This is a genomic window from Chryseobacterium sp. Mn2064, from assembly GCF_049319685.1.
GTDB lineage: Bacteria > Bacteroidota > Bacteroidia > Flavobacteriales > Weeksellaceae > Chryseobacterium.
Window position 1 is genome coordinate 276,087 of the sequence record NZ_JBMOUE010000001.1, and the last position, 22,900, is coordinate 298,986.

The 22,900-nt window shown below is 36.3% G+C and carries 20 protein-coding genes; 15 read left to right on the forward strand and 5 right to left on the reverse strand.

Translation table 11 applies throughout. From position 1 onward, the window contains the following. Positions 1 to 17: 17 nt before the first annotated feature. Positions 18 to 1,820, forward strand: a complete 1,803-nt coding sequence (locus ACL9RH_RS01225; protein WP_422691504.1) for an ABC transporter ATP-binding protein — start codon at positions 18 to 20, stop codon at positions 1,818 to 1,820. A 47-nt stretch (positions 1,821 to 1,867) separates the two neighbouring features. Here ACL9RH_RS01225 and ACL9RH_RS01230 read toward each other — a convergent pair whose 3' ends face one another. Continuing rightward, on the reverse strand, positions 1,868 to 2,569 hold the full coding sequence (locus ACL9RH_RS01230; RefSeq protein WP_422691505.1) for a CoA transferase subunit A: 702 nt from the start codon (positions 2,567 to 2,569) through the stop codon (positions 1,868 to 1,870). A gap of 112 nt (positions 2,570 to 2,681) precedes the next feature. On the opposite strand from ACL9RH_RS01230, the gene ACL9RH_RS01235 reads away from it, so the two are divergent. Together ACL9RH_RS01235 and ACL9RH_RS01240 are read left to right on the forward strand one after the other, a co-directional pair. Then, positions 2,682 to 3,176: a DoxX family protein gene (locus tag ACL9RH_RS01235; RefSeq protein ID WP_422691506.1), complete on the forward strand. Its 495-nt coding sequence runs from the start codon at positions 2,682 to 2,684 to the stop codon at positions 3,174 to 3,176. A gap of 49 nt (positions 3,177 to 3,225) precedes the next feature. Then, on the forward strand, positions 3,226 to 4,755 hold the full coding sequence (locus ACL9RH_RS01240) for a membrane-binding protein (protein ID WP_422691507.1): 1,530 nt from the start codon (positions 3,226 to 3,228) through the stop codon (positions 4,753 to 4,755). A 66-nt stretch (positions 4,756 to 4,821) separates the two neighbouring features. Here ACL9RH_RS01240 and ACL9RH_RS01245 read toward each other — a convergent pair whose 3' ends face one another. Further along, positions 4,822 to 7,560 carry a fibronectin type III domain-containing protein gene (locus tag ACL9RH_RS01245; protein WP_422691508.1) on the reverse strand — a complete coding sequence of 913 codons (2,739 nt, stop codon included), beginning with the start codon at positions 7,558 to 7,560 and terminating at the stop codon, positions 4,822 to 4,824. A 295-nt stretch (positions 7,561 to 7,855) separates the two neighbouring features. Between ACL9RH_RS01245 and rplS the strand changes: the two genes are divergently transcribed. Further along, positions 7,856 to 8,212: a 50S ribosomal protein L19 gene (gene rplS, locus ACL9RH_RS01250; protein WP_002980648.1), complete on the forward strand. Its 357-nt coding sequence runs from the start codon at positions 7,856 to 7,858 to the stop codon at positions 8,210 to 8,212. 223 nt (positions 8,213 to 8,435) lie between these two features. On the opposite strand, the gene ACL9RH_RS01255 is transcribed toward rplS, so the two are convergent. After that, positions 8,436 to 9,218: an AraC family transcriptional regulator gene (locus ACL9RH_RS01255; protein WP_422691509.1), complete on the reverse strand. Its 783-nt coding sequence runs from the start codon at positions 9,216 to 9,218 to the stop codon at positions 8,436 to 8,438. 75 nt (positions 9,219 to 9,293) lie between these two features. Between ACL9RH_RS01255 and ACL9RH_RS01260 the strand changes: the two genes are divergently transcribed. Continuing rightward, positions 9,294 to 10,448 (forward strand): MFS transporter, encoded by a 1,155-nt coding sequence (locus tag ACL9RH_RS01260; protein ID WP_422691510.1) that lies wholly within the window; start codon positions 9,294 to 9,296, stop codon positions 10,446 to 10,448. 98 nt (positions 10,449 to 10,546) lie between these two features. Here the strand turns inward: ACL9RH_RS01260 and ACL9RH_RS01265 are convergent, their stop codons facing one another. Beyond that, the gene (locus ACL9RH_RS01265) at positions 10,547 to 11,353 is read right to left on the reverse strand and encodes a DUF4197 domain-containing protein (RefSeq protein WP_422691511.1); all 807 of its coding nucleotides are present in this window, start codon (positions 11,351 to 11,353) and stop codon (positions 10,547 to 10,549) included. Positions 11,354 to 11,543: 190 nt separating this feature from the next. Here ACL9RH_RS01265 and ACL9RH_RS01270 point away from each other — a divergent pair, with 190 nt between their 5' ends. The 10 genes from ACL9RH_RS01270 (at position 11,544) to ACL9RH_RS01315 (ending at position 22,432) form a co-directional block, all read left to right on the forward strand. Continuing rightward, complete coding sequence (locus ACL9RH_RS01270; protein ID WP_422691512.1) at positions 11,544 to 13,793, forward strand: family 20 glycosylhydrolase; 2,250 nt, start codon at positions 11,544 to 11,546, stop codon at positions 13,791 to 13,793. Positions 13,794 to 13,811: 18 nt separating this feature from the next. After that, positions 13,812 to 14,444 (forward strand): Crp/Fnr family transcriptional regulator, encoded by a 633-nt coding sequence (locus ACL9RH_RS01275; RefSeq protein WP_422691513.1) that lies wholly within the window; start codon positions 13,812 to 13,814, stop codon positions 14,442 to 14,444. Positions 14,445 to 14,589: 145 nt separating this feature from the next. Continuing rightward, positions 14,590 to 15,153 (forward strand): YeeE/YedE family protein, encoded by a 564-nt coding sequence (locus ACL9RH_RS01280; RefSeq protein WP_422691514.1) that lies wholly within the window; start codon positions 14,590 to 14,592, stop codon positions 15,151 to 15,153. Between the two features lie 25 nt (positions 15,154 to 15,178). After that, positions 15,179 to 15,667, forward strand: a complete 489-nt coding sequence (locus ACL9RH_RS01285; RefSeq protein WP_422691515.1) for a DUF6691 family protein — start codon at positions 15,179 to 15,181, stop codon at positions 15,665 to 15,667. Between the two features lie 123 nt (positions 15,668 to 15,790). Further along, positions 15,791 to 16,783: an isoaspartyl peptidase/L-asparaginase family protein gene (locus ACL9RH_RS01290; protein ID WP_422691516.1), complete on the forward strand. Its 993-nt coding sequence runs from the start codon at positions 15,791 to 15,793 to the stop codon at positions 16,781 to 16,783. A gap of 64 nt (positions 16,784 to 16,847) precedes the next feature. Next, the gene (locus ACL9RH_RS01295; RefSeq protein WP_422691517.1) at positions 16,848 to 17,405 is read left to right on the forward strand and encodes a hypothetical protein; all 558 of its coding nucleotides are present in this window, start codon (positions 16,848 to 16,850) and stop codon (positions 17,403 to 17,405) included. A gap of 21 nt (positions 17,406 to 17,426) precedes the next feature. Beyond that, positions 17,427 to 18,089: a copper homeostasis protein CutC gene (locus ACL9RH_RS01300; RefSeq protein ID WP_422691518.1), complete on the forward strand. Its 663-nt coding sequence runs from the start codon at positions 17,427 to 17,429 to the stop codon at positions 18,087 to 18,089. A 434-nt stretch (positions 18,090 to 18,523) separates the two neighbouring features. After that, positions 18,524 to 18,910: a GxxExxY protein gene (locus ACL9RH_RS01305; protein WP_422691519.1), complete on the forward strand. Its 387-nt coding sequence runs from the start codon at positions 18,524 to 18,526 to the stop codon at positions 18,908 to 18,910. Next, complete coding sequence (locus tag ACL9RH_RS01310) at positions 18,903 to 21,371, forward strand: glycosyl hydrolase 2 galactose-binding domain-containing protein (RefSeq protein ID WP_422691520.1); 2,469 nt, start codon at positions 18,903 to 18,905, stop codon at positions 21,369 to 21,371. The genes ACL9RH_RS01305 and ACL9RH_RS01310 overlap by 8 nt, the downstream gene beginning before the upstream one ends. Positions 21,372 to 21,523: 152 nt before the next feature. Continuing rightward, positions 21,524 to 22,432 carry an AEC family transporter gene (locus tag ACL9RH_RS01315; protein WP_422691521.1) on the forward strand — a complete coding sequence of 303 codons (909 nt, stop codon included), beginning with the start codon at positions 21,524 to 21,526 and terminating at the stop codon, positions 22,430 to 22,432. Here the strand turns inward: ACL9RH_RS01315 and ACL9RH_RS01320 are convergent. Beyond that, the gene (locus tag ACL9RH_RS01320) at positions 22,424 to 22,894 is read right to left on the reverse strand and encodes a hypothetical protein (RefSeq protein ID WP_422691522.1); all 471 of its coding nucleotides are present in this window, start codon (positions 22,892 to 22,894) and stop codon (positions 22,424 to 22,426) included. The two genes, ACL9RH_RS01315 and ACL9RH_RS01320, sit on opposite strands and share 9 nt — an antisense overlap. Positions 22,895 to 22,900 lie beyond the last annotated feature (6 nt).

A 22,900-nucleotide genomic window follows, 5' to 3' on the forward strand; every position in this document is an offset into this window, starting at 1 on the left:
CATTATTTTTTACTAGAATGAAAATACTTTTTAGATACCTTAAACCTTATCAGTGGCTGATAGTCATTTCTTTACTGTTGGCTACCATTAACCAGGTTTTCTCTTTATTTGCACCGGCTATTACAGGAAATATCCTCGACCAGCTGGTTACCCATCCTAATTTTTTTGATAAAGAAAAACTGCTGCCGAGAAACCTGAATGAATATTTATACGGAAGTTCTGCCTATCATGGTGCTTTTTACTTTTTAGGACTGCTTATCGGAACGGCTATGGTAAGTAGAATTGCCAAAGCTTTTCAGGATTATGTGGTGAGCGTCATTACCCAAAAGTTTGGAGCAAAAATATTTACAGATGGTCTGAAGCATTCTATGGCGCTGCCTTATCAGGAATTTGAAGACCAGAGAAGTGGAGAAACCCTGTCGATTTTAACAAAAGTAAGAGAAGATACTGTGAAATTCATCAGTAATTTTATTAATATTTTCTTTGGAATTTTGGTGAGTATTATCTTCGTTTCTGTGTATGCGATCCGTTTACACTGGTCAATAATGCCAGTCTATATCTGCGGAATTTTCCTGATTGCCTTTGTTACCAATTTGTTGAGTAAAAGAATAAAAAGCATTCAGAAAAACATCGTTACTGAAACAACCGCTTTAGCAGGAAGTACTACCGAAAGTTTGAGAAATATTGAAATTGTTAAAAGTTTAGGATTAACCAATCAGGAAGTAATCCGTTTAAACAACAATACCTACAAAATTCTGGGACTTGAACTTAGAAAAGTGAAGAGCATCCGTTCTTTAAGCTTTATTCAGGGGACAATGGTTAATTTTCTTCAACAGATGATTACCCTTACGCTATTGTACCTGATTTTTAAGAACATTGTGACTCCGGGGCAATACCTTTCGCTTATGTTTTATGGGTTCTTTATTTTTGGGCCCATGCAGGAAATCGGTAATATTATTATCTCTTACCGTGAAGCAGAAGCGTCTCTTCAAAACTTTGACCGTCTGATGAATAAAGCAGTGGAGGAAAAACCTCTTCATCCTAAACAGATCGGAGCCATTGAAGAACTGGAGTTCAAACACGTTTCTTTTAAACATCAGTCCGCTCAATATAAAGCGTTGAATAATATCTCCTTCGATCTCAAAAATGGTGAAACCATTGCTTTTGTAGGGCCAAGTGGTTCCGGGAAAAGTACATTGGTGAAACTGCTTGTAGGTTTGTACAGACCTCAGGAAGGGAATATTTTCTATAATGGAGTGAATGGAAAAGAATTTGACTTCGATGAGCTGAGAAATCAGATTGGTTTTGTAACTCAGGATACTCAGTTGTTTGCGGGAACCATCAAAGAAAACCTTCTTTTTGTGAATCCTTCTGCCACGGAACAGGAACTGGCCCTTGCTTTACAGAAATCAAGTTGTACAGCCTTATTGGAAAGAGCAGAAAAAGGAATAGAAACTGTTATTGGTGAAGGCGGCCTGAAACTGAGTGGCGGTGAAAAGCAGAGAATTGCTATTGCCAGAGCGCTTTTAAGAAAACCTCATCTATTGATTTTTGATGAAGCTACTTCTGCACTGGACAGTATTACCGAAGAGGAAATTACCACCACAATCAAAGACATTTCGAAAGAAAGAGAGCAGATTACCGTACTTATTGCCCACCGTTTAAGTACTATTATGCATGCAGACAAAATTTATGTTCTGGAACGTGGACAAGTCGTAGAAACAGGCTCTCATGCTAACCTGATAGCCGAGAAAGGGCTTTATTACGCGATGTGGAGACAACAGATCGGAGAAAGAAAAACCCTAACTATCCAAGAATAAAAAAAGCGCTGAATAATCTCAGCGCTTTTTATTTTTATAGAGAACGTTTATTCTTTACTTCTTACCGTTCTCTGTTCAATTCTCTTTTCGAATTTTTCTCCCTGGAAAATTCTCTGAATCATGATTCCCGGAATGTGAATCTCGTTCGGATCCAATTGTCCCGGTTCTACCAGTTCTTCTACTTCAGCAATGGTAATTTTTGCAGCACCCGCCATCGGATGGTTGAAGTTTCTTGCAGATCCTTTGAAGATAAGGTTTCCAGCGTGGTCTCCTTTCCAGGCTTTTACGATAGAATAATCTGCATCATAAGCATGTTCCAGGATATGAGGTTTTCCTTTGAATTCTTTTACTTCTTTTCCTTCGGCTACTTCAGTTCCGTATCCTGCAGGAGTGTAAAAGGCTGGAATTCCTGCCTGAGCAGCTCTGCATTTTTCCGCTAAAGTTCCCTGTGGAGTAAGTTCTACATCCAATTCACCTGACAGCATCTGTCTTTCAAATTCTGCGTTTTCTCCTACATAAGAAGAGATCATTTTCTTGATTTGTCTTTTGTGAAGCAATAATCCCAATCCGAAATCATCTACACCAGCATTGTTTGAAATACAGGTAAGATCTTTTACATCGCTTTCTACCAAAGCATTGATCGAGTTTTCAGGGATTCCGCAAAGTCCAAACCCGCCCAACATCAACGTCATTCCATCCTGTATACCTTCGATGGCTTCCTTTGCATTTTTTACTCTTTTATCTATCATGAAATATTAGATTTTTCTGTTGGCTAAATTTAATAAATTTTCTCATATATCCGACATTTAGGCTATATCTTAACTTTTCTGTATTTTTGACAAGTTAAAATTTTAAACACCAATGAGACAAAAAGAGAATTTTAATAATGCTGCTGATGTTTTTTATGTCATTTGCAGGCTATTCATAGGCTTGTTTTTCTTCATTACAGGCTTTAACAAATTATTTGATCCTATCTTTCAAGGATACATGCTTAAAACTATAAGCAGTCTGGGATTTTCTTCTCCTCAGCTTATGGCCAATTTTGTTGCTTTCAACGAAATGATATGGGGCTTATTCCTTCTCATCGGCTTATTCACCAGGTTCAGTGCACTTTCACTTATTATTATCATGTTAGTAGCACTTTTTTCAAAAGATATTCATTCTATTCCTATAGAACTTATTCCTATAGATCCTAAAACACCTTCAAGAGCAATGGACCGATTCACCTGGCTTACTTATTTCTTTTTCCTTCCTCAGGTGCTTTATATTATGCTGTTAGGCTTATTTTCCCTGTATGGCTATAAAGCCTTTGGAGTTGACCGATTTATTGGAAAAAAGAAAAATCACTTTAGATAAAAACAAATACCCTGAAATTTTACATCATATATAAACTCAATAAAAAAACATGAAAAAATTATTTACGTCCGCATTACTGGCTTTAGTAATCAGTATCAACGTATATTCACAAGAGAAGACTTATTTCGACGAGAACTGGGAAAAAACAACCCAGGATAAAATGGAATATTACCGTGAAACCTCACCTAAAGGTAAACTTACACTCATCAAGGATTTCTATAAAGACGGAGCTCTTCAAATGGAAGGTCTGGCTTCTGATACAACTCCCAACAACGAAGTTTTTGACGGAAAAGTAGTATGGTATACACCTGATGGAAAAGTAATGAGCTTTGTCACTTATTCTAAAGGGAAGCAGTCAGGGCCTTCTCAAACATATGATACCAAAGGCAGGCTTGTAGAAGATGTTGTCTATAAATCAGATGGAACTTTCTCTGGAAAATCTTTTACCTACAAAGATCCTGAAAGCGAATATTTTTATAACAGTGTCAGCGATTACGAGAATTCCGTAGCTGTGAAATCTACCGTGTATGATGAAGATATCAAAGGTATCCGACATGAAACTCTTACCAATAAAGCAGGGCAGTATGAAACAAAATTTTATGGAGATAAGGGGAAATATCTGGGAAGTGCATCTTCAGGTTCCGGAGAAAGTACGCAGGTAGATTATCACCCAAATCCTATGAGAATTGCCAAGATTGAGAAATATAAAAGTGACGGCAGCATCAAAGAAGGGGTTATCTATTCAAAAAACGGGAAGCTTTTACAGGAACAGAAAAGAAATAAAAAAGACGGATATAAAACCACTTACGACCAATCAGGAAAAAAGATAGGCCATCTGGTATATCAGTATGATAAAGAGAGTGATATTTACAGGCCAACGGAGGGAGAAGATTATCAGTTTGCATATGGCGACGAGCTAATTTCTACGATAGATGTTTACCAGAATGGAAAAGTTACTGCTAATAAGGTCTTTGATGAAAACGGAAAACTGTCAACCGAAACGTTTCTTAAAGATGATGTTACACAAGAAGTTAAATATTATTCTGAAGGAAATTTGAAATCGGTTTTGACCTATAAAGAAGGGATGCCTTATAATGGGATCGCTTATGAAGGTCTTAATGAAGACCAATACAAAGACGGAATTGTAGTGAATACAAAGACGTATACAGAAGAGAAGAAGCTGAAGTCGGAAAAAAAGCTTAATGCAAAGCAAAATGGCTATGAAGGAACAGTTTACAACAACAAAGGAGCTGTTTTATATACTTTTACCCAATCTCCTAATGAAGATGGAGACTATTCCAATTTTACAGGCCAAATTGTACAGTATATAAAAGGCAAAGCAAGTAACAAAGCTACCGTAAAAGCAGGCGGTCTTCAATCCGGTAAAGTGAAGCTGAAAACAGTAAACGGAGTCAAAGAGCTGGAACGCAGCGGAAAATGGATTCTATTGAAAATTTATAATGAAGAAGGAAAGTTGGTTCAGGATTCTAAAGTTCTGGCCAGCACAGGAGATGATTACTTCTCGAATGCCAGTCAGACCATTATTCTTGAAGAAGATTTATATAATAGTTTAGACTAATAAAAAATAAAATCAGGCTGTCAGAAATGACAGCCTGATTTATGATAATCGTATTTAATTTACTCGTTACTGAATGATCAGCTTTAAAGTAAACAGCTTTCTGCCATGTACTTTTACGAAGTAAACTCCTTTAGGAAGATTTTCATTCACCAAAGAGAAACGTTGGTTATTAATGTTTTTAGAAACATAAAGCAGTTCTCCCGAAGCAGAAACCAATTCGATTTTTTCAATCGGATAATCACTTTTAATGAAAGTGGGCTGCCCAGGTTTTGTAGGATTCGGATATAGCACTACATTTTTTTCTGTACTTTTTGTTTCTTCAACACCCAAAGTAGGAGAGGTAACCTGAAACTGTACTCTGTTGGAAACTTCGGTATAAGAATCATTGGTAAACATTACCATATAATAATTTCCTGGTGTAGTAGGTACTGCTGTTCCCTGAATTGTTTTTGTTCCCTGAGTGACTCCGTCGAAATAAGTATAAGAAACAAAATTATCGTCCGGTGTCTGAATATTTTGTGGGTAAATTCCTAACCAGTCTTTAATGATTCCCGGAGAGTCCGTCCATGAGGCTGTAATATTTTCGCCCAAAGTATACACTGGTTTGTTGATCCATAAATCTGTAACGATGTCACCCACTTTAAAGAATACTTTTTCTCCAATTCCGTTATAGCCGTCTTCCAGCAAATACTGAGCATAATAATATCCTTTTGGAAGCCCTGTAAAATTAAGGGTCCCCGATGCTGTTGTTACATAGCTCCATTTGATAGAAGCGGTAGTTCCCGGAGTTTGTCCCATTTTATAAATTCCAATCCAGTCTTTCTGTAAACTTGGAGCATTGGTGAAATTAATGACTACCGTTCCTCCTACAGGATACGTATCGGCAGTTGTCTGAAGCTGAACTTTAGGTCCTACATAGAAATTTTTTCTGGCCGTAATTTCTGTATATCCAGCGTTGGCAAAAAAGGCTGCAAAATACTGTCCTTTATTGGCTATACCATTATTAAAGGTCACTGTTCCTGCCGTTTGTCCGTTGGTATAAATATATCCTTGAGAAGTTGTAGAAGCAGGAGTCTGTCCTTTTTTATAGATTCCTACCCAGTCCTGCTGATTTCCTGGACCATCTGTGAACGTTGCAGTGATCGGCTCGTTTTGAGTATACTCCGTTTTGTCCAGCGTAAAAGTAGGGTTAGATACTACACTTCCTGTGATCTCAAACTGTTTTACATCACTCCATTCACTCCATTCCAGATTTCTGTCTCTGTATCGGGTCTTCACATAATAAATTCCGTTGGGGATAGAATTCGCAGCGAAAGTAACTTTGGTAATATCGACTCCTTCATTGAGATTTTTGGTTTTATCGGGAGTGCCATTTCCGTCTTTACCGAACCAGTTTTCAAAATCACGGTATACCTCCTTTTCAATCACAGAAAAATTGGATGCTTTACTGATCAGAAACTGGGTTGTATTTAGAAGCTCTCCGTTGGAAGAAGAGAATGTGCTTCCATCCAATGTCAAAGGTAAAGTAATAGGAGCGGAGAATGTATTGGTAATAGAAGGCTTTGCCGGTTTAGGCTGATTTTTATATCGGTGGAAAGAATCTACCAGTACATTGTTTTTTTTATTATAAACTCCGCCAATAGAGTAGCACTCAATATCTACTTTTCCGGTTGGGATATCTACCTCCACAATTTGGTACGTCCAGTCTGTTAAGGTTTTTTGTACATCATCAAAATCTTTTTCATTAGACATTCCCCAATATTGATCCCAGGCAGTTCCCCCTGAAATAATCTGATAATTCGGTGTATTTTTAAGCTGTCCTCTGTGGTATAAATGATGATGGGCACCCACGTGCATCAGGTATTTATCTGAAGTCACCAAAAGTGGTACTGCATTTTCTCTTACCCATGTAGAAATATCGCCTACATATTGCTCTGCCTGGTAAGGTCTGTGGCTTAAAGAGATGATCCAGTCTACAGTAGTATCACTATTAGCCGCGGTTAAAACCTGCTGAAGCCAGGTCTGCTGTGCAGAGCCTGTATGCTCTGAACTTAAACTGATGAATAATACATTACCAGCCTGCTGAGCATAATAATTTTCATTTCCTGAGCTTATGCCTTTATAACTGATCTCATCAATATAAAAATGGGCATAGTAAGAATTCATTCCCATTGTTCCATACATTTCATGATTTCCTACTGTTGTCTGAATAGGCAGATAAGGAGACAATTTGATATTCTTTTTAAAATGGACATTCTCATAGTGATCCAAAGTCCCGACATCTACCTGATCTCCTACCATGAAGGTAAGCGCAATATTGTCTGATGGATCTGAGGTGGCGCCAAACTTTTGTTTCAGCTTCTTAAAAGCATTAAACGTAAGACTGTCATATCGAGGTTCAGCTTTAATCTGGTTATCTCCCATAATCAGGAAACGGATCTTTCCATTGGCAGTAACGGACTGGCCTGGTAACGGCAACGTTCTGAAGTTGTAAACCGCAGATTCATTGGCTCCCGTTTTTATTTTGTAATAATATTTTGTATTAGGCTGTAAATTAGTGACTTTAGCAGTGTGGTAATAGTAGTTATTATTGTATCCCGTATCTGAAAAGATATTGGTGGTACCCGTTACTGTTACGTTGAGGTTGGTTGGAGAATCTCCATAAATTACCGTTGTTTCATTATCGGAAGACGTTTTCCAATTGACGATCATAGAGTTCGGGGTAGGGTTTTGTAAATAAGGATACAAAACCTGCCCAAAAGCCATCTGGACCGCGAAACAAAAAAAGAAGAAATAATGTTTCATAATAGTTTATATTTTAAGTAGTGTGTAGAGGTGTGGATTGTAAATCAGGGATTTTAAAAAAGTATTATTCTGGTTTACATTTCGGGCAAAAGTATGTTACCCATATAAACTCTATCTGATGGAATCTTAAAGAAACCGTTAAGTTTTTAGCAAAATCAGAATTGAAAAATTATAGTTTTTAATACATTAATTGTTTGGTATATTCAAAAAGTATTTTGTACATTTGCAACCTGTTATTCAACCTCTGACGAAAAACGTGTAAGTTGCTTAGCTTTAACATTTTATTTTATTAATAATGGATTTATTAAAGTACGTACAAGACAAGTACATTGCTAAAAAAGAATTCCCTGAATTCAAAGCGGGTGATACAATTACTGTGTATTACGAAATTAAAGAAGGACAAAAGACTAGAACTCAGTTCTTCAAAGGAACAGTTATCCAATTGAGAGGAACTGGATCTACAAAAACTTTTACCATCAGAAAAATGAGTGGTGATGTAGGTGTAGAAAGAGTATTCCCTATCAACATGCCTGCACTTCAGAAAATCGAGGTTGACAGAAGAGGTAGAGTTAGAAGAGCTAGAATTTACTACTTCAGAGACCTTAGAGGTAAAAAAGCAAGAATCAAAGACGCTGCTTACAAGAAGAAATAATTCAGACAACAATAAATACAAAAAGAGGCTGTTTACAATCCGTAGACAGCTTCTTTTTTTATACATAAACTTATCATCTATCCAGAATCCCGATATAATTATAATAAGATAACATCAGTATCCTAATTTTTACCATCAAAGAAACACAAACATCTGTGCAAATCCGCACCATCTGTGGTCAAAAATAAAAACATCCAATAAACAACATATTCCTAAAAAAACATCACTCATTTTTCATAAGATACTGCAACGGTGTCGACCCAGTATGTTTTTTAAAAAACTCTATAAACGCACTATCCGAAGAAAAATCTAAAATATGAGACACTTCTCCTATTGAATTTCCGTCCACCAAAAGCTCTATTGATCTCTGTAGCCGCCACTGCTGCCTCCATTCCTGATAAGAAAGCCCTGTCTCTCTCTTGAAAATACGGGTAATGGTTTTTTCAACCCCTCCGATTTCTTCTGCAAGTTTTTTTAACATAGGAGGCATCGAAATGCGTTTTGTCCAGTTTTCTGTAGCTCTTTTCAAACGCTGATCTTTTGGCATCGTAAGTGATAGATTTTCTTCGGGGGCAGCATTGATCTCGTCCCAAAGAACATTGATAATATGCTCCTGATCCTTACGGAGAAAATTCCAATCCCAGAAACATATTCTTTCAATAACCTCTTTTAAGAGTGGGTTTACATTCAAAACCTTAAGCCCAGAATGTACATATTTCCCAGAGATACTTTCATCAAAATAAATAGATCGGTAAGAAACAATATTTCTGAAATTCACTCTATGAACTTCAGAAGCTGGGATCCACAACATTCTGAATGGAGGAAGTACAAATTGCCTGTCAGCAGTAGTTACTGTCATACACCCTGATGGCGCATAAAGAAGCTGTGCTTTTGTGTTATGATGATGGAATCCGGAGTCATGCATGATCATATCTGAAGCAATTCCTACTACCTTTTCTTTAATAGAATCCGGGTCAAATTCTTCGTTTTGCTTCAATATAGCCATGTCTTATTTTTAATGTTTTTTGTTTTTATATCATTATAAATATACATCGGAAATTTCAAAACTTTGCAGAAAAAAATGAAAAAGACAAATCCTCTTTGGTTATTGACTTTGCTGGTAATGCTTCCACAGTTTGTAGAGACAATCTATAGTCCCGTGCTGCCAATGGTACAGGAGCAGTTCAGGGTAAAGGAAGATTCCGCGACATTGACGATAAGCTTGTACTTTGTAGCTTTTGCCTTAGGAGTCGCGTTTTGGGGAGTACAATGTGACAGAATCGGAAGAAAAAAAACCTTAGAATATGGACTTATTACTTACGGAATAGGAACTTTTGCTGCTATTTTTGCTCCTTATTTTATCATCTTGTTGGGAGCAAGAATGATTTCAGCTTTCGGAATTGCCGTAGGCTCTATTGCTACCCAAACTATTTTACGGGATATGTATGACAAAAGTAGCATCAATAAGGTATTTTCTTGGATAGGAATAGGTTTATCTGTTAGTCCTGTTATCGGGATGACAGCAGGATCTGTGTTGGCTTCTTTTACAGGACATCAGGGCGTTTTTATAGTGTTGTGTTTTCTGGCTGTTGTATTTTATATGCTTTCCGTAAAAAGAATTTCTGAAACCAATCATTCAGAAAAAGAAATGAATATCCATACAATTCTGAACTTACTAAAACGTATGGCTAAGGATCGTGAAATTATCAGATCCTGTCTGTTGATCATGAGTTTCAATGTGCTGCTGTTTTCTTACTACTCATTGGCACCATTTATATTTAAAGAAAATCATTATTCTTCTTATGCATTCGGATACAGCAGTATTGTACTGGCCGGAGGAACTTTCGCAGGAGCAAAACTCAATAGATTCTTACTGTTGAGAAATACTGACCCTAATATTTTAATAAAAACAGGAGTATTAGGAGCTTTTATTTCCTCTTTTTTTGTCTGGATATTATTGCGTTACGGAATAGCCTTTCTGGTTCCTTACTTTTTTATTGTAACGGCCTTCAGTATTACGATTCCGAACATTTTAAGCACTGCGTTAATCAGATATAAAGATGAGACAGGAAGTGCCGGGGCTTTGTTTGGTCTTATTTATTATACACTGATAGGAGTAGGGTTGGTGAGTATAGGGTATCTACAGAATTTAGGAATTTCCTGCCTCATTTTTTCGGGAATTGGAGTTGGAGCTTTATGCATGAGGTATCAAAAAGAAATAAAATCAATCACTTAAAAATGATACTTTTTAAATAATACATAAAAATAAACGGCTGTTTCATCAATGAAACAGCCGTTTACTATAATATCTTATCTGAATTTCACCTGGTGAAATTATTTTCCGTCCTGAGCTCCAAAGACTTTCTGAAGAATACTTGTTGTTCTCATCGCAGGAGTATTTCTGATTCCGCTTTCTTTATCGGCCACCATCTTGAAGACACCGTTGATGGTTTCTGTGGTAACATACTCATTAAGATCAGTCGTTACAGATTGCCCTGTGAAGGTATTGTATTTTGAGATCAGATTTTTCCATACTGTATCTGCACCTACTTTTCCAAGAGAGGCTTTTACTTTAGGTTGGAAAGCGGTGAACAGTTGACTTTGCGTTTTGCCCTGTAAATAGGAAGTAGCGGCATTGTCACTGCCTAATAATATATTTTTGGCATCAGTAATGGTCATAGAAGTGATCGCTTTGGTGAAAATAGGAGCGGCTTCTGTTACAGCATCTTCAGCGGCTCTGTTGAGAAGCTTCACACCTTCGTCAGCAAGACTTCCCATTCCGATAGAACGTAGTGTCGTATCTATTTTCCTTAATTTTTCCGGCATGAGAATCTTTACCGCTTCATTTTTTAGAAAGCCATCCGTAACAGCCAGTTTCTTTACTCCATCCGTAACACCAATATTCAGAGCTTCTTTTAATCCTGATGAAATTTGGGAAGAAGTAAGATTACCCAAATTAGCAGATGAAATATTGGAAGACGTCGTAGTTGTAGAAGTAGTCGTTGTGCCTTTTGTTTTTACCGGGGTATTCAAATCTACACCTGTTTTGTCTTTAACAGTAGATTTTATCATGTCTAATAATTGTGCCTGCGTAGAAATGGAGAATAATAGTCCGGCAGCCAGAAAAATGCTTTTTTTCATCGTATTTTTTTACAAATTTAAAACTAAATTTTTTAATCGGCATATCCTTAGCAAAAAGCAAACCATAAAATTAATTCCCTAGAAAAACGATTCTGGATTGATAATATTTTGTATATCCCAGTTTTAATAACCCAATATGAGTTACAGGTTTTAGAAAATAATTATCTTAGCTAAACCTTAATCTCATCTCATGATACGGACCTTTTTAATATTTTTTGTGTTGATTTCAAACGTAATTTTTGCTCAGAATAGATTGAATGTAATCCCTTATCCCCAAAAAGTTGAATTTTTGCAGGGTGAATTCACAATTCCTGAAACCTTATTGCTAAGTGTGAACTTACCGAAAGAAGAAACAGAATATTTCAAAAAGCGTCTGGGATCTGCTTTGAAATTTCAAAACGTTCAGAAAAATCAGGGAGCTCAATTGAACCACTCCTTAATCTCCGGTACCGAACAGAAAAAAGAATATTATTCATTAGAGATTTCTCCTAAAAATATTCAGATTACATCTTATACTCCACAAGGATATTTTCTTGCCCTTCAAACCCTGATTCAGATTATGGAACAGTATAAAGAGACAAAGAAAATTCCAGCCATGAAAATCGAAGACCAGCCAAAATTTGCATGGAGAGGAATGCATCTTGATGTCTGCCGACACTTTTTCACAGTAGATGAAGTGAAGCAGTATATTGATTATCTGGCCATGTATAAACTGAATACTTTTCACTGGCATTTAACAGATGATCAGGGATGGAGAATTGAGATTGAAAAATATCCAAAACTTACTCAAATAGGTTCAAAACGTAAAGAATCCATGATTGGAGCTTATGTAGACAATACCTTCGATGGAAAACCTTACGGACCTTATTTTTATACGCAGGAACAGATAAAAGATGTAGTGAAATATGCACAGAAAAGACATATTACTGTAGTTCCGGAGATCGAAATGCCGGGACATGCTTTAGCCGCATTATCAGCTTACCCAGAACTGGCCTGTACCAAAGGACCTTTTGAATCCGCTACAAAATGGGGCGTTTTTGATGATGTGTTTTGTCCTAAAGAAGAAACATTCAAGTTTCTTGAAAATGTTCTGGATGAAGTCATTCAGTTATTTCCTTCACAATACATCCATATCGGTGGTGACGAATGCCCGAAAACCCGATGGAAAGAATGCGCACATTGTCAGGAACTGATCAAAACAAATAATTTAAAAGATGAACATGGTCTGCAAAGCTATTTCATCCATAGAATTGAAAAATACGTCAACAGTAAAGGAAGAAAAATCATCGGTTGGGATGAAATTCTGGAAGGAGGATTGGCACCCAACGCCGCTGTAATGAGCTGGACAGGTGTAAATGGAGGTATTGAAGCGGCAAAGTCAAAACATGTTGCGGTAATGACTCCTGGTGCATACTGCTATTTTGATCATTATCAGGGAGATCCACAATCGGAGCCGAATGCTTTTGGAGGGTTTACCCCGTTGGAGAAAGTATATTCTTACAATCCTATTCCATCAGAGTTGAATGAAGAACAGGCAAAATACATCATGGGAGTTCAGGCTAACTTATGGACTGAGTATATTCTGGATTTTAAGCAGGTACAGTATATGATTTTTCCTAGATTATTCGCTCTTTCTGAAGTCGGATGGGGAACATCGGATTCTAAAAACTATAAAGAATTTGAAAACAGGGTGATCAACCAGTTCAAAGTTCTTGATAAAATGAATGTGAACTATGCAAAGAGCATTTACAACATCTCCGGAAAGGTAGTTCCGGCTTCTCATGGCATTGCTTATGAGCTGTCAACTTCACAAAACTCAAACGGGATCAGATATACTTTAGACGGAACCACTCCAACGATCAATTCAAATATCTATAAATCGCCCGTTCCGATTCCTAATTCTTTAACGATAAAATCAGCTTATTTTGAAGATGGTAAGCTTAAAAGTGCAGTCTCTTCACAACTGTTTATTATTTCAAAAGCGACCGGAAAAAATATAACTTTAGAAGAACAGCCAAGCGAAAATTATTCTTTTGGCGGAGCTTTTACCCTAGTAGATGGTATTATTGGAAACGGTAAGCAACTTGGCAAAACATGGTTAGGCTTTCAGGGAAAAGACGTGGTCGCTACAATAGATTTCGGACAAAAAACAGCTTTTACAGAAGTATATTTTAATACCTTGGAAAATAAAGGAAGCTGGATTCATCTTGCCAAATCAGCCAAAATTTTTGTTTCTGATGATAATAAAGATTTTAAGCAGATTAAAGAGGTTGGAAAAGAAGAAATTCAAACCGCTCAAGGAAAGATTAAATTGAATGTAGGAATGCAGAATGCAAAATATATCAAAATAATGATTGAAAATGCAGGTATCATTCCGGCAGAAAACCCGGGGGCAGATTCCAAAGCATGGTTGTTTGTTGATGAAATTGGCGTAAATTAGTAGAATATACTTTATATAATGCAGGATTCCGTTCTTTTTTCAGAGTTTTCTTCTTCACCCGATCTTGTTGAAAAACTATATCAGTATGGAACCACGAAGAACTATCATGAAGGAGATATTATTCTAGACGAAAATGCTTCTATACGTTCCATTCCTATTGTAATGAAAGGAATGCTTAAAGTGATCCGAACAGAAGAAGACGGCCGTGAAATTCTACTGTATTACATCAAAGCGGGAGAAAGCTGCATTATGTCTTTTCTTGGCGGAATGCATCATGAAAAAAGTATTGTGAAAGCTGAAATAGAAGAAGATGCAGAAATTCTTTTTCTCCCCGTGGATAAAGTTTCCTTATTCATCAAAGAATATCCCGAATGGCTGGATTATATTTTCAGGCTTTACCATAAACGTTTTGAAGAACTTCTGGACATTATTAACGCCATTGCTTTCAAAAAAGTAGATGAAAGATTGCTTATTCTTCTTCAAAAAAAATCCGAACTTACCCATTCCGACACCCTCAATACAACCCACGAGCAGCTTGCTAATGAACTGGGAACAGCCAGAGTCGTAGTATCCAGGCTTCTCAAACAGCTGGAAGAAGAAGGACAACTAAAATTGGGAAGAAATAAAATTAAACTTCTGATAAACATTTAGTTATAAATTATTTTCATTTCATGAATGATTTTCAATTCCCCTTTTTCTAAAAGGGAAGTTCTCCTTATGTAACAAAAGTAGCTGTAGACTCAACAAAATATCATTTTGTTTGCTGGACTATATTTTAAGTACAATAAAATAGAACATGTTAGAACTCGTAAAAGAACCATGGCCATGGTATATTGCCGGTCCGTTGATCGGCCTTACCGTTCCCGCTTTGCTATTAATGGGAAATAAATCCTTTGGGATTAGCTCTTCGCTCAGACATATCTGTGCAGCTTGTTTACCTGCCAATATCAGTTTCTTTGCTTATAACTGGAAAAAAGAAACCTGGAATCTGCTTTTTGTCTTCGGAATTTTCTTAGGGGGAATTATTGCATCTAATTTTTTACTTAATCCCTCAGAAATTATAGTTAATCCTCATCTTAAAAATGAACTGGCTGGTTATGGAATTACAGATTACAGCAACCTTGTTCCAACGCAGTTCATGAGTTTCGAAAGTCTTTTTACACTCCGGGGATTTATAATAATGGTTGTGGGTGGCTTTTTGGTAGGCTTTGGAACGCGTTATGCAGGAGGCTGTACAAGCGGTCATGCCATAATGGGACTTTCTAATCTGCAGTGGCCCTCATTGGTAGCGACTATATGCTTTATGATAGGAGGGTTTTTAATGGCCAACCTCATATTACCTGTCATTCTTTCCCTATAAATCTAATTTTAAAACCAATCGAGAAATGATAAAAGAAAGAGATGAATTTAATTCTGATATAGATACTATTTGTATCAATGAAGAGAATCCTCAAAATAAATGGTACCATCAATTAAAATATCTTGTCGCAGGAATTATCTTCGGAATTATTTTTGTGAAGGCTGAAGTGATCAGCTGGTTCAGGATTCAGGAGATGTTCCGTTTACAGTCTTTTCATATGTACGGAATTATTGGAAGTGCTGTATTGGTAGGAATGATTTCAGTAGGAATCATTAAAAAATTCAATATCAAAACAATTTCTGGCGATCCTATTACTTTGATTCCTAAAAAATTCAACAAAGGTCAGATTTATGGCGGATTGATATTCGGTTTTGGCTGGGCGATTACCGGTGCCTGTCCCGGGCCACTTTTTGCGCAAATTGGTACGGGAGCATTAGCTGTTTCCGTCACCCTTTTGAGTGCTGTAGGTGGAACTTGGGTATATGGATATTTTAAAGATAAACTGCCTCATTGATAGGAAACTTATCTCGTTTTTAAATTCAAAAAAGAAAAAAAGACTGTGGATCTATCTCTACAGTCTTTTTTTACTTTTCTACCCGCTGAAAAATCATTAATTTGTGACCCTAATCAACCTGATATGCAAAGTAGACGAAACTTTATAAAAAAAACAGCGGCAGCGTCTCTTGCCCTTGCTGTAAACCCTTTAGATGTAATGGCTTCCGGATTACCAGATCACAATAAAGTGGCCAACAAACCCATCGTACTTTCTACCTGGAATTTTGGATTGAAAGCCAATGAAGAAGCCTGGACCATCCTTGGAAAAGGAGGAAAAGCCTTGGATGCCGTTGAAAAAGGAGTTCGTCTCGTAGAATTAGATCCAAAAGAAAGAAGTGTAGGATATGGAGGACGTCCTGACAGAGATGGAAGAGTAACCCTTGACGCCTGTATTATGGATGAAAATTATAACATTGGTTCTGTAGCTTGTTTGGAAAATATTAAAAATCCGATTTCCGTTGCCAGAGCCGTAATGGAAAAAACACCACACGTAATGCTGGTAGGAGATGGAGCCTTTCAGTTTGCCATTTCGCAAGGTTTTAAAAAAGAAAATCTTCTTACTCCCGAATCTGAAAAAGAATGGAAAGAATGGCTGAAAACCAGTCAGTATAAACCTATTGCCAATATTGAAAATCATGACACGATTGGAATGATCGCTTTGGATGCGCAGGGAAATTTATCCGGGGCATGTACAACCAGCGGTATGGCGTTCAAGATGCATGGTAGAGTGGGAGATTCACCTATCATTGGTGCCGGTTTATTTGTAGATAACGAAGTAGGAGCTGCAACCGCAACCGGTCATGGCGAAGAAGTGATAAGAACAGTAGGAACACATCTTGTGGTTGAATTGATGAGACAAGGCCGTACTCCACAGGAAGCTTGCAAAGAAGCGGTTGAAAGAATTGTTAAAATAAACCAAAGAAGAAACAAAAATCTCAAAGATATTCAAGTAGGCTTTATTGCTTTAAATAAGAAAGGAGAATATGGTTCTTACTGCATTCAGGACGGCTTCAACTTTGCGGTATACGATCAGAAAGGAAATCGCCTTGAAACACCCGGATTTGCCTTGAAGTAAATTACAGATTGAAAATATAATATTGAAGCTATAATTAAACTCCAAGACCATACAGAAACATCATATGAAAAGAACAATTATTGCGTCCCTATTTTTGATTATTGCCTGCAAGGAAGAAAAGAAGGAAGCTCAACCTGTTGCTGAGCCACAAAAGATAGAAGAAAATGTAGGAACATCAAAACCTCAATCCAATGAATCGGAAGAAGCAAAAAAATGGTTGGAAAAAAGTATTACAGACTATTTCAAAGCAGATCTTGGGAATTTGGATAAAGCAATGCAGAAAATAACGACTAAAGACTATTATGACTACAAGACAGATGCAATGAATGTAGATCTGGATGTGGATGGAAGTCTTACAGAAAAAGAATTTGAAGAGAAATGGAAGAAGAAATTTGATGTTTCAAAAGCAGGAATCGGTATAGGATTTCTCATTTCCGCACAGGATTGGAATCATATTGAAGTGGAAAGGTGTGAATTAAAATCGTCTTCAGAACACGAATATATTTTCAATGTAGTTCTCACAGATAACAATTTTAAAGCTAAATATCCGTCCGTTATAAAAGTAATCAAAGAAAACGGTTCTTTCGTAATTGCAGATGTTCTGCAGGAAGAGCCTAAGTAAAATAAAGTATAGAATATTAAAATGTCAAAAATAGAAATAGCCTGCTTTAATCCCGAATCAGCAATCATAGCTTTCGAAAACGGAGCAGACAGAATAGAATTATGTGATGGGTTAAGCGAAGGAGGAACAACCCCAGACTTCAAAGTGACCCAACAGCTTAGAGAGAAAATAAACATCCCTATTTTTGTGATGATTCGTCCAAGAGGAGGAGATTTTACCTATTCAGAATCTGAGTTTGAGCAAATGAAAAATGATTTACTTCATTTAAAAACCTTACAGGTAGATGGTTTTGTATTTGGGATTTTGGATGAAAATGATGCTGTAAATTTAGAGCAAAACAAAACCCTGGTAGAATTGGCAGCACCTCTTCCATGTACTTTTCATAGGGCTTTTGATCGTGCCCAGACATTGGAAGATTCCTTAGAGAAAGTAATAGAATGTGGTTTTAAAACAATTCTTACTTCAGGTCAGAAACCGAATGTATCTGAGGGAAAAGAGAATTTGAAAAAACTGGTTGAATGGTCTGATGGCAGAATAGAAATCCTTGTAGGTGGAGGCCTTCGTTCTTCAAACATTGAAGAATTGAGAGCATTTACTAAGGCAAGCTATTTCCATTCCTCAGCAATTACTGATGGTGGGGCTTTTGCTAATCCTGCTGAGGTAGTTGCCCTGAAGAATAAATAATTTTTTAACGCAAAGATTATGAACAGAAATTAAAATAGTAAGGAGCAAAGAATAATCAATAAATAGATCATATAAAGAATATTTTCCTCAAGCTTAAGCGACTTGTTCGCTATTCTTTGCCTCTTACAATAAAACATGGAAAATATAATCTTTGCGTTAAAATTAACTACAAAAATATTTAGAAACTTGCTTTATATTGAGATAAAATTTGTTTTGGAAATCCATCCAATTTTTTATTAGTAGGTTTAATTATTTAAACACAAAGTTTAATAGAAGTAAATCAAATTTTTAAGGAGCAAAGATTAATCAATAAATTGATTGTATAAAGCATATGCATATCAAGCTTAAGCGACTTGTTCGCTATGCTTTGCCTCTTATAATAAAAACATAAAAATATAATCTTTGCGTTAAAATTAACGACAAACAAAACACAAATGACAGAAAATGAATTATCCTATAAAATTATAGGGGCTGCTTTAGAAGTTCATAGAAACCTAGGCGTTGGTTTACTGGAAAATGCTTACGAAGTTGCTTTAGCTTATGAATTAAAAGAACTGGGTTTTAAGGTTGAAAGTCAATTGGCACTTCCTTTAAAATATAAAAATGAATTAATCAAAAACGCTTATAGAATTGATTTAATTGTAGAAGATAAAGTTATTATTGAAATAAAATCTGTTTTGGACATTCATCCAATTTTTTATTCGCAGGTTTTAACTTATTTAAAGCTAACCAATATTAAACTCGGTCTTCTCATTAACTTCAACACCCCTTTAATTAAAGACGGAATCCACAGAATTGTAAACAAAATTATTGATGAATAAATCTTTTCTTTTTGCTCTCCTTCTCGTTCAGAATATCCTTTTTGCCCAAACTTCGGAAAGAAACCTCTCCTCTGAAAAGTGGACTTTCAAAAACAGTAAAGATCAAAACTGGCTCACAGCCTCCGTGCCTGGTACAGTTCATCTGGATTTAATGCAGAATAAAGTTATTCCGGATCCTTTTAAAGATGACAATGAAAAAAAAGTACAGTGGGTCGAAAATGAAGATTGGGATTATCAGACTACATTTACTGTTTCTCCTCAGGAACTGGCAAATGAGAATGTAGATTTGGTGTTTAACGGACTGGATACATTTTCAGAAATTTACCTTAATGGCAAGCTGCTGAAGAAAACCGATAATATGTTCAGAAAATGGAATATTTCGGCAAAACCATTTTTGAAGACTGGAAACAATACCTTAAAAATTAAGTTTATCTCAGCAGTAAACAGAGGTAAAGAATTAGCGAAAAAAGTTCCGTTTACGATGCCGGAATCTCCAAGAAGTTTTGTAAGAAAAGCCCAATATCAGTTTGGTTGGGATTGGGGACCACGATTGGTAACCGCCGGAATCTGGAAAGATGTCAAACTTGAATTTTGGAATAATGCTAAAATTCTTACGGTTAAAGATATTCAGAATAGTTCTGCTGAAGCCTTTAACGATTTCCATTTTGAAATAGAAATTGATGCGAAGAAAGAAGGTAAATACGTATTGGATCTTAATAAAACCCATAAAGAAATTACCCTGAAAAAAGGGCTTAATACCATAAAGGTTCCTTACGATATTAGTGGGATGAAGCTATGGAATCCCAATGGAAGAGGAGATGCCTATCTTCATCAGTTTGAAGTGAATCTTTCCAGGAATGATAAAAATATCGATCATAAAAATATCAGGATCGGATTAAGAACTGTAGAGTTGGTTCAGGAGAAAGATGAGAAGGGAAAATCATTCTATTTTAAAGTGAATGGACAGCCATTGTACATCAAGGGAACCAATTGGATTCCTGCTGATAGTTTCTCTCCAAGAATTACAAAAGAAAAATACCAGAAACTCATTAAAGATGCCAAAGATGCCAATATGAATATGATCCGAATCTGGGGTGGCGGAATTTATGAAGACGATGAATTCTATAAAGCCTGTGATGAAAACGGAATTTTGGTGTGGCAGGATTTTATGTTTGCAGGAAGCTTTTATCCGGCAGATGAAGAATTTTTAAATAATGTAAAAGAAGAAGTAAAAGATCAGGTCAACAGACTTCAAAATCATCCATCCATTGCTTTATGGTGTGGAAATAACGAAATTGATGAAGCAATTGTCAACTGGGGATACCAGAAGCAGTTCAAATATTCGAAAAATGACTCTTTACAGGTGTGGAAAGATTACAAAAAGCTTTTCCATGATGTCATTCCCAAGGCGTTGTCTGAAAATCTGAAATCTGCTAAAAATATATATTGGCCGAGTTCACCGTCAATAGGATGGGGACATAAAGAAAGCCTTACAGAAGGAGACTCACATTATTGGGGAGTTTGGTGGGGTGAGCAGCCTTTTGAGATTTACAATGAAAAAGTAGGACGCTTCATGTCTGAATACGGTTTCCAGGGAACCCCAAGCCTTGAAACAACAAAATCAATGTTTTCCGGAACTCCAGATCTTAGTTTGCAGAATCCAACCATTAAAGCCCATGAAAAGCATGCCAGAGGATGGGATATCATCAATGAATATCTAAAACGTGATTATAAAGTGCCTACAGATTTTGTTCAATACAATTATGTGTCACAATTGTTGCAGGCGAGAGGAATGCAGATCGCTATTGAGGCCCACCGCCGTGCAAAACCTTATAACATGGGAACGCTGTATTGGCAGCTTAATGACTGCTGGCCTGTAGTTTCCTGGTCATCCATCGATTATCTTGGAAACTGGAAAGCTTTTCACTACCAGGCCAAGAGAAGTTTTGAACCTGTAGTGATATCTGTAGCAGAAAATAGTCAAAATTATGAAGTATATCTGATCAGTGATCTGATGAAAGAGTTAAAAGCAGATATTAAATTTGAACTATTGGATTTCAAGGGAAAAACACTTTGGAAAGCACTTCAAACGGATCATATAGAAGCAGATATAACCAAAAAAATACGAAATCTCAACAAGTCGGAGTTGGCTCCATTTGATCTGTCTACAGTCGTTTTAAAGATGAGCACTGAAAAAGATACAAAATTGGAGAAGCTTTTCTTTTTTAAAAAACCTAAAGAATTAAAACTTTTAAAACCAGAGATTAACATCACGAAAATATCACCAACAGAAATTGAAATTTCAACCGATGTTCTGGCTAAAGATGTTTATTTGATTGGAGACACTCATTTCAGTGACAACTTCTTTGACCTTTTACCCGGAACTTCAAAAAAAATTACCCTTTCAAAACCTTTAGAGAAAATTGATATTCTAAGCCTTTGGGATGTAATGAGGGATTAAAATATACTTTGGAAATCCAGCCAGTTCAATTCCTGAAAATATTGAAATAAATCCTATAGGAGTTACATTAGAAATCTTACTTAAAAAAATATAAATTTTACCGTTCCAACTCAAAAATCAGCCGTAACTTTGCATCATATTTCTTTAACGTTATGGTAAATTTTGTTCTGATTGCAGTGTGCATTATTGCAGGAATGATATTCAAAGCAACAAAATCTATCCACCCAGATGCCCATAAAGGTATCAATACCTGGATTCTTTATCTTGCTCTTCCGGCAGTTTCATTCAAATACCTGCCCAAAGTACATTGGACCCTGGAAATGCTGTTTCCTATTATGGCTACATTCTTAATTTCGGTGTTCTGTTTCTTCTTTATGATGGTTTACAGTAAAAGTAAGGGATATTCAAGGCGTTCCAGAAGTACTTTAGAGCTGGCAAGCGGATATAGTAATACTTCTTTCATCGGATTTCCCCTTATCAGTGCATTTTATGGAGAAGGGCTTTTAAGTATTGCCATTATTTGTGATCAGACTATGTTTTTTACCCTTTCCACATTGGGTATTATTGCCGCAGTAAAAGGTGGAAGCAAATCAGGGAAAGTGAGTGCTATGTTTATCCTTAAAAGATTGATTACATTTCCTCCTTTAATTGGCTGTATATCTGCCTTAGTTCTCTCTCAGTTTATAGATTTTACTGTTGCAGAGCCGTTTTTTGATAAATTAGCAGCAACCGTAAGCCCTTTGGCTTTATTTTCAGTAGGATTACAGCTTAAGTTTAATGGCTGGAAAAAATTGATTCCACAAATGTCAATGTCCATGCTTTACAAACTGATTTTGGCTCCCGCAATTGTTCTCGGTCTGGCTTTATTATTCGGAATAAAAGGAGATGTGGCTAAAATTACCATTTTTGAAGCAGCAATGCCTACTTTGGTGACTTCAAGTATTATTGCAGAACAGTTTAGGCTCAATACAAAATTGACCAACCTGATTATTGGAGTCAGTATTATTGTAGGATTTTTTACCTCTGCGTTTTGGTATGAGATGACCCAGCTTTTATTTTAATTCGAAATCATACAGGAAGATTGAATCAAGATTATTTTGCCATTGTTCAAAAGAAAGGCTGTTGCTTCCAATTGGCATAATGGAGGTTGAAGAATATAAAGGTGACCCCTTTATCCTTATTTTAGCTTTAAAAGTCATCTTTTTCCCTGTTTTTTGGATGGTTTTCAGGATGAAATAAGAATTGTTCATCATTTTAGCCTCGCAAAAAGTAAAATCAATACTATTATCTATTGCCGTATCTTTTTCGAAGTTTTTCAGAATGCCCATCATATCCGGCTTATCAATAATGTTTTGTTCTTCAGTAACTTCAAAACCGATGATTTTATTTTCTTCAATCTGAGGTTTAAGAATGAGCTTTTTTCCAATAGGAATGGTTATTTCAGTTTTCTTGATCAGAACTTTTTCCTGAGCGTGAATCGTTAGTAAGAAAAATAAGGAAAACAGGAATACTAGTTTTTTCATGGGTAT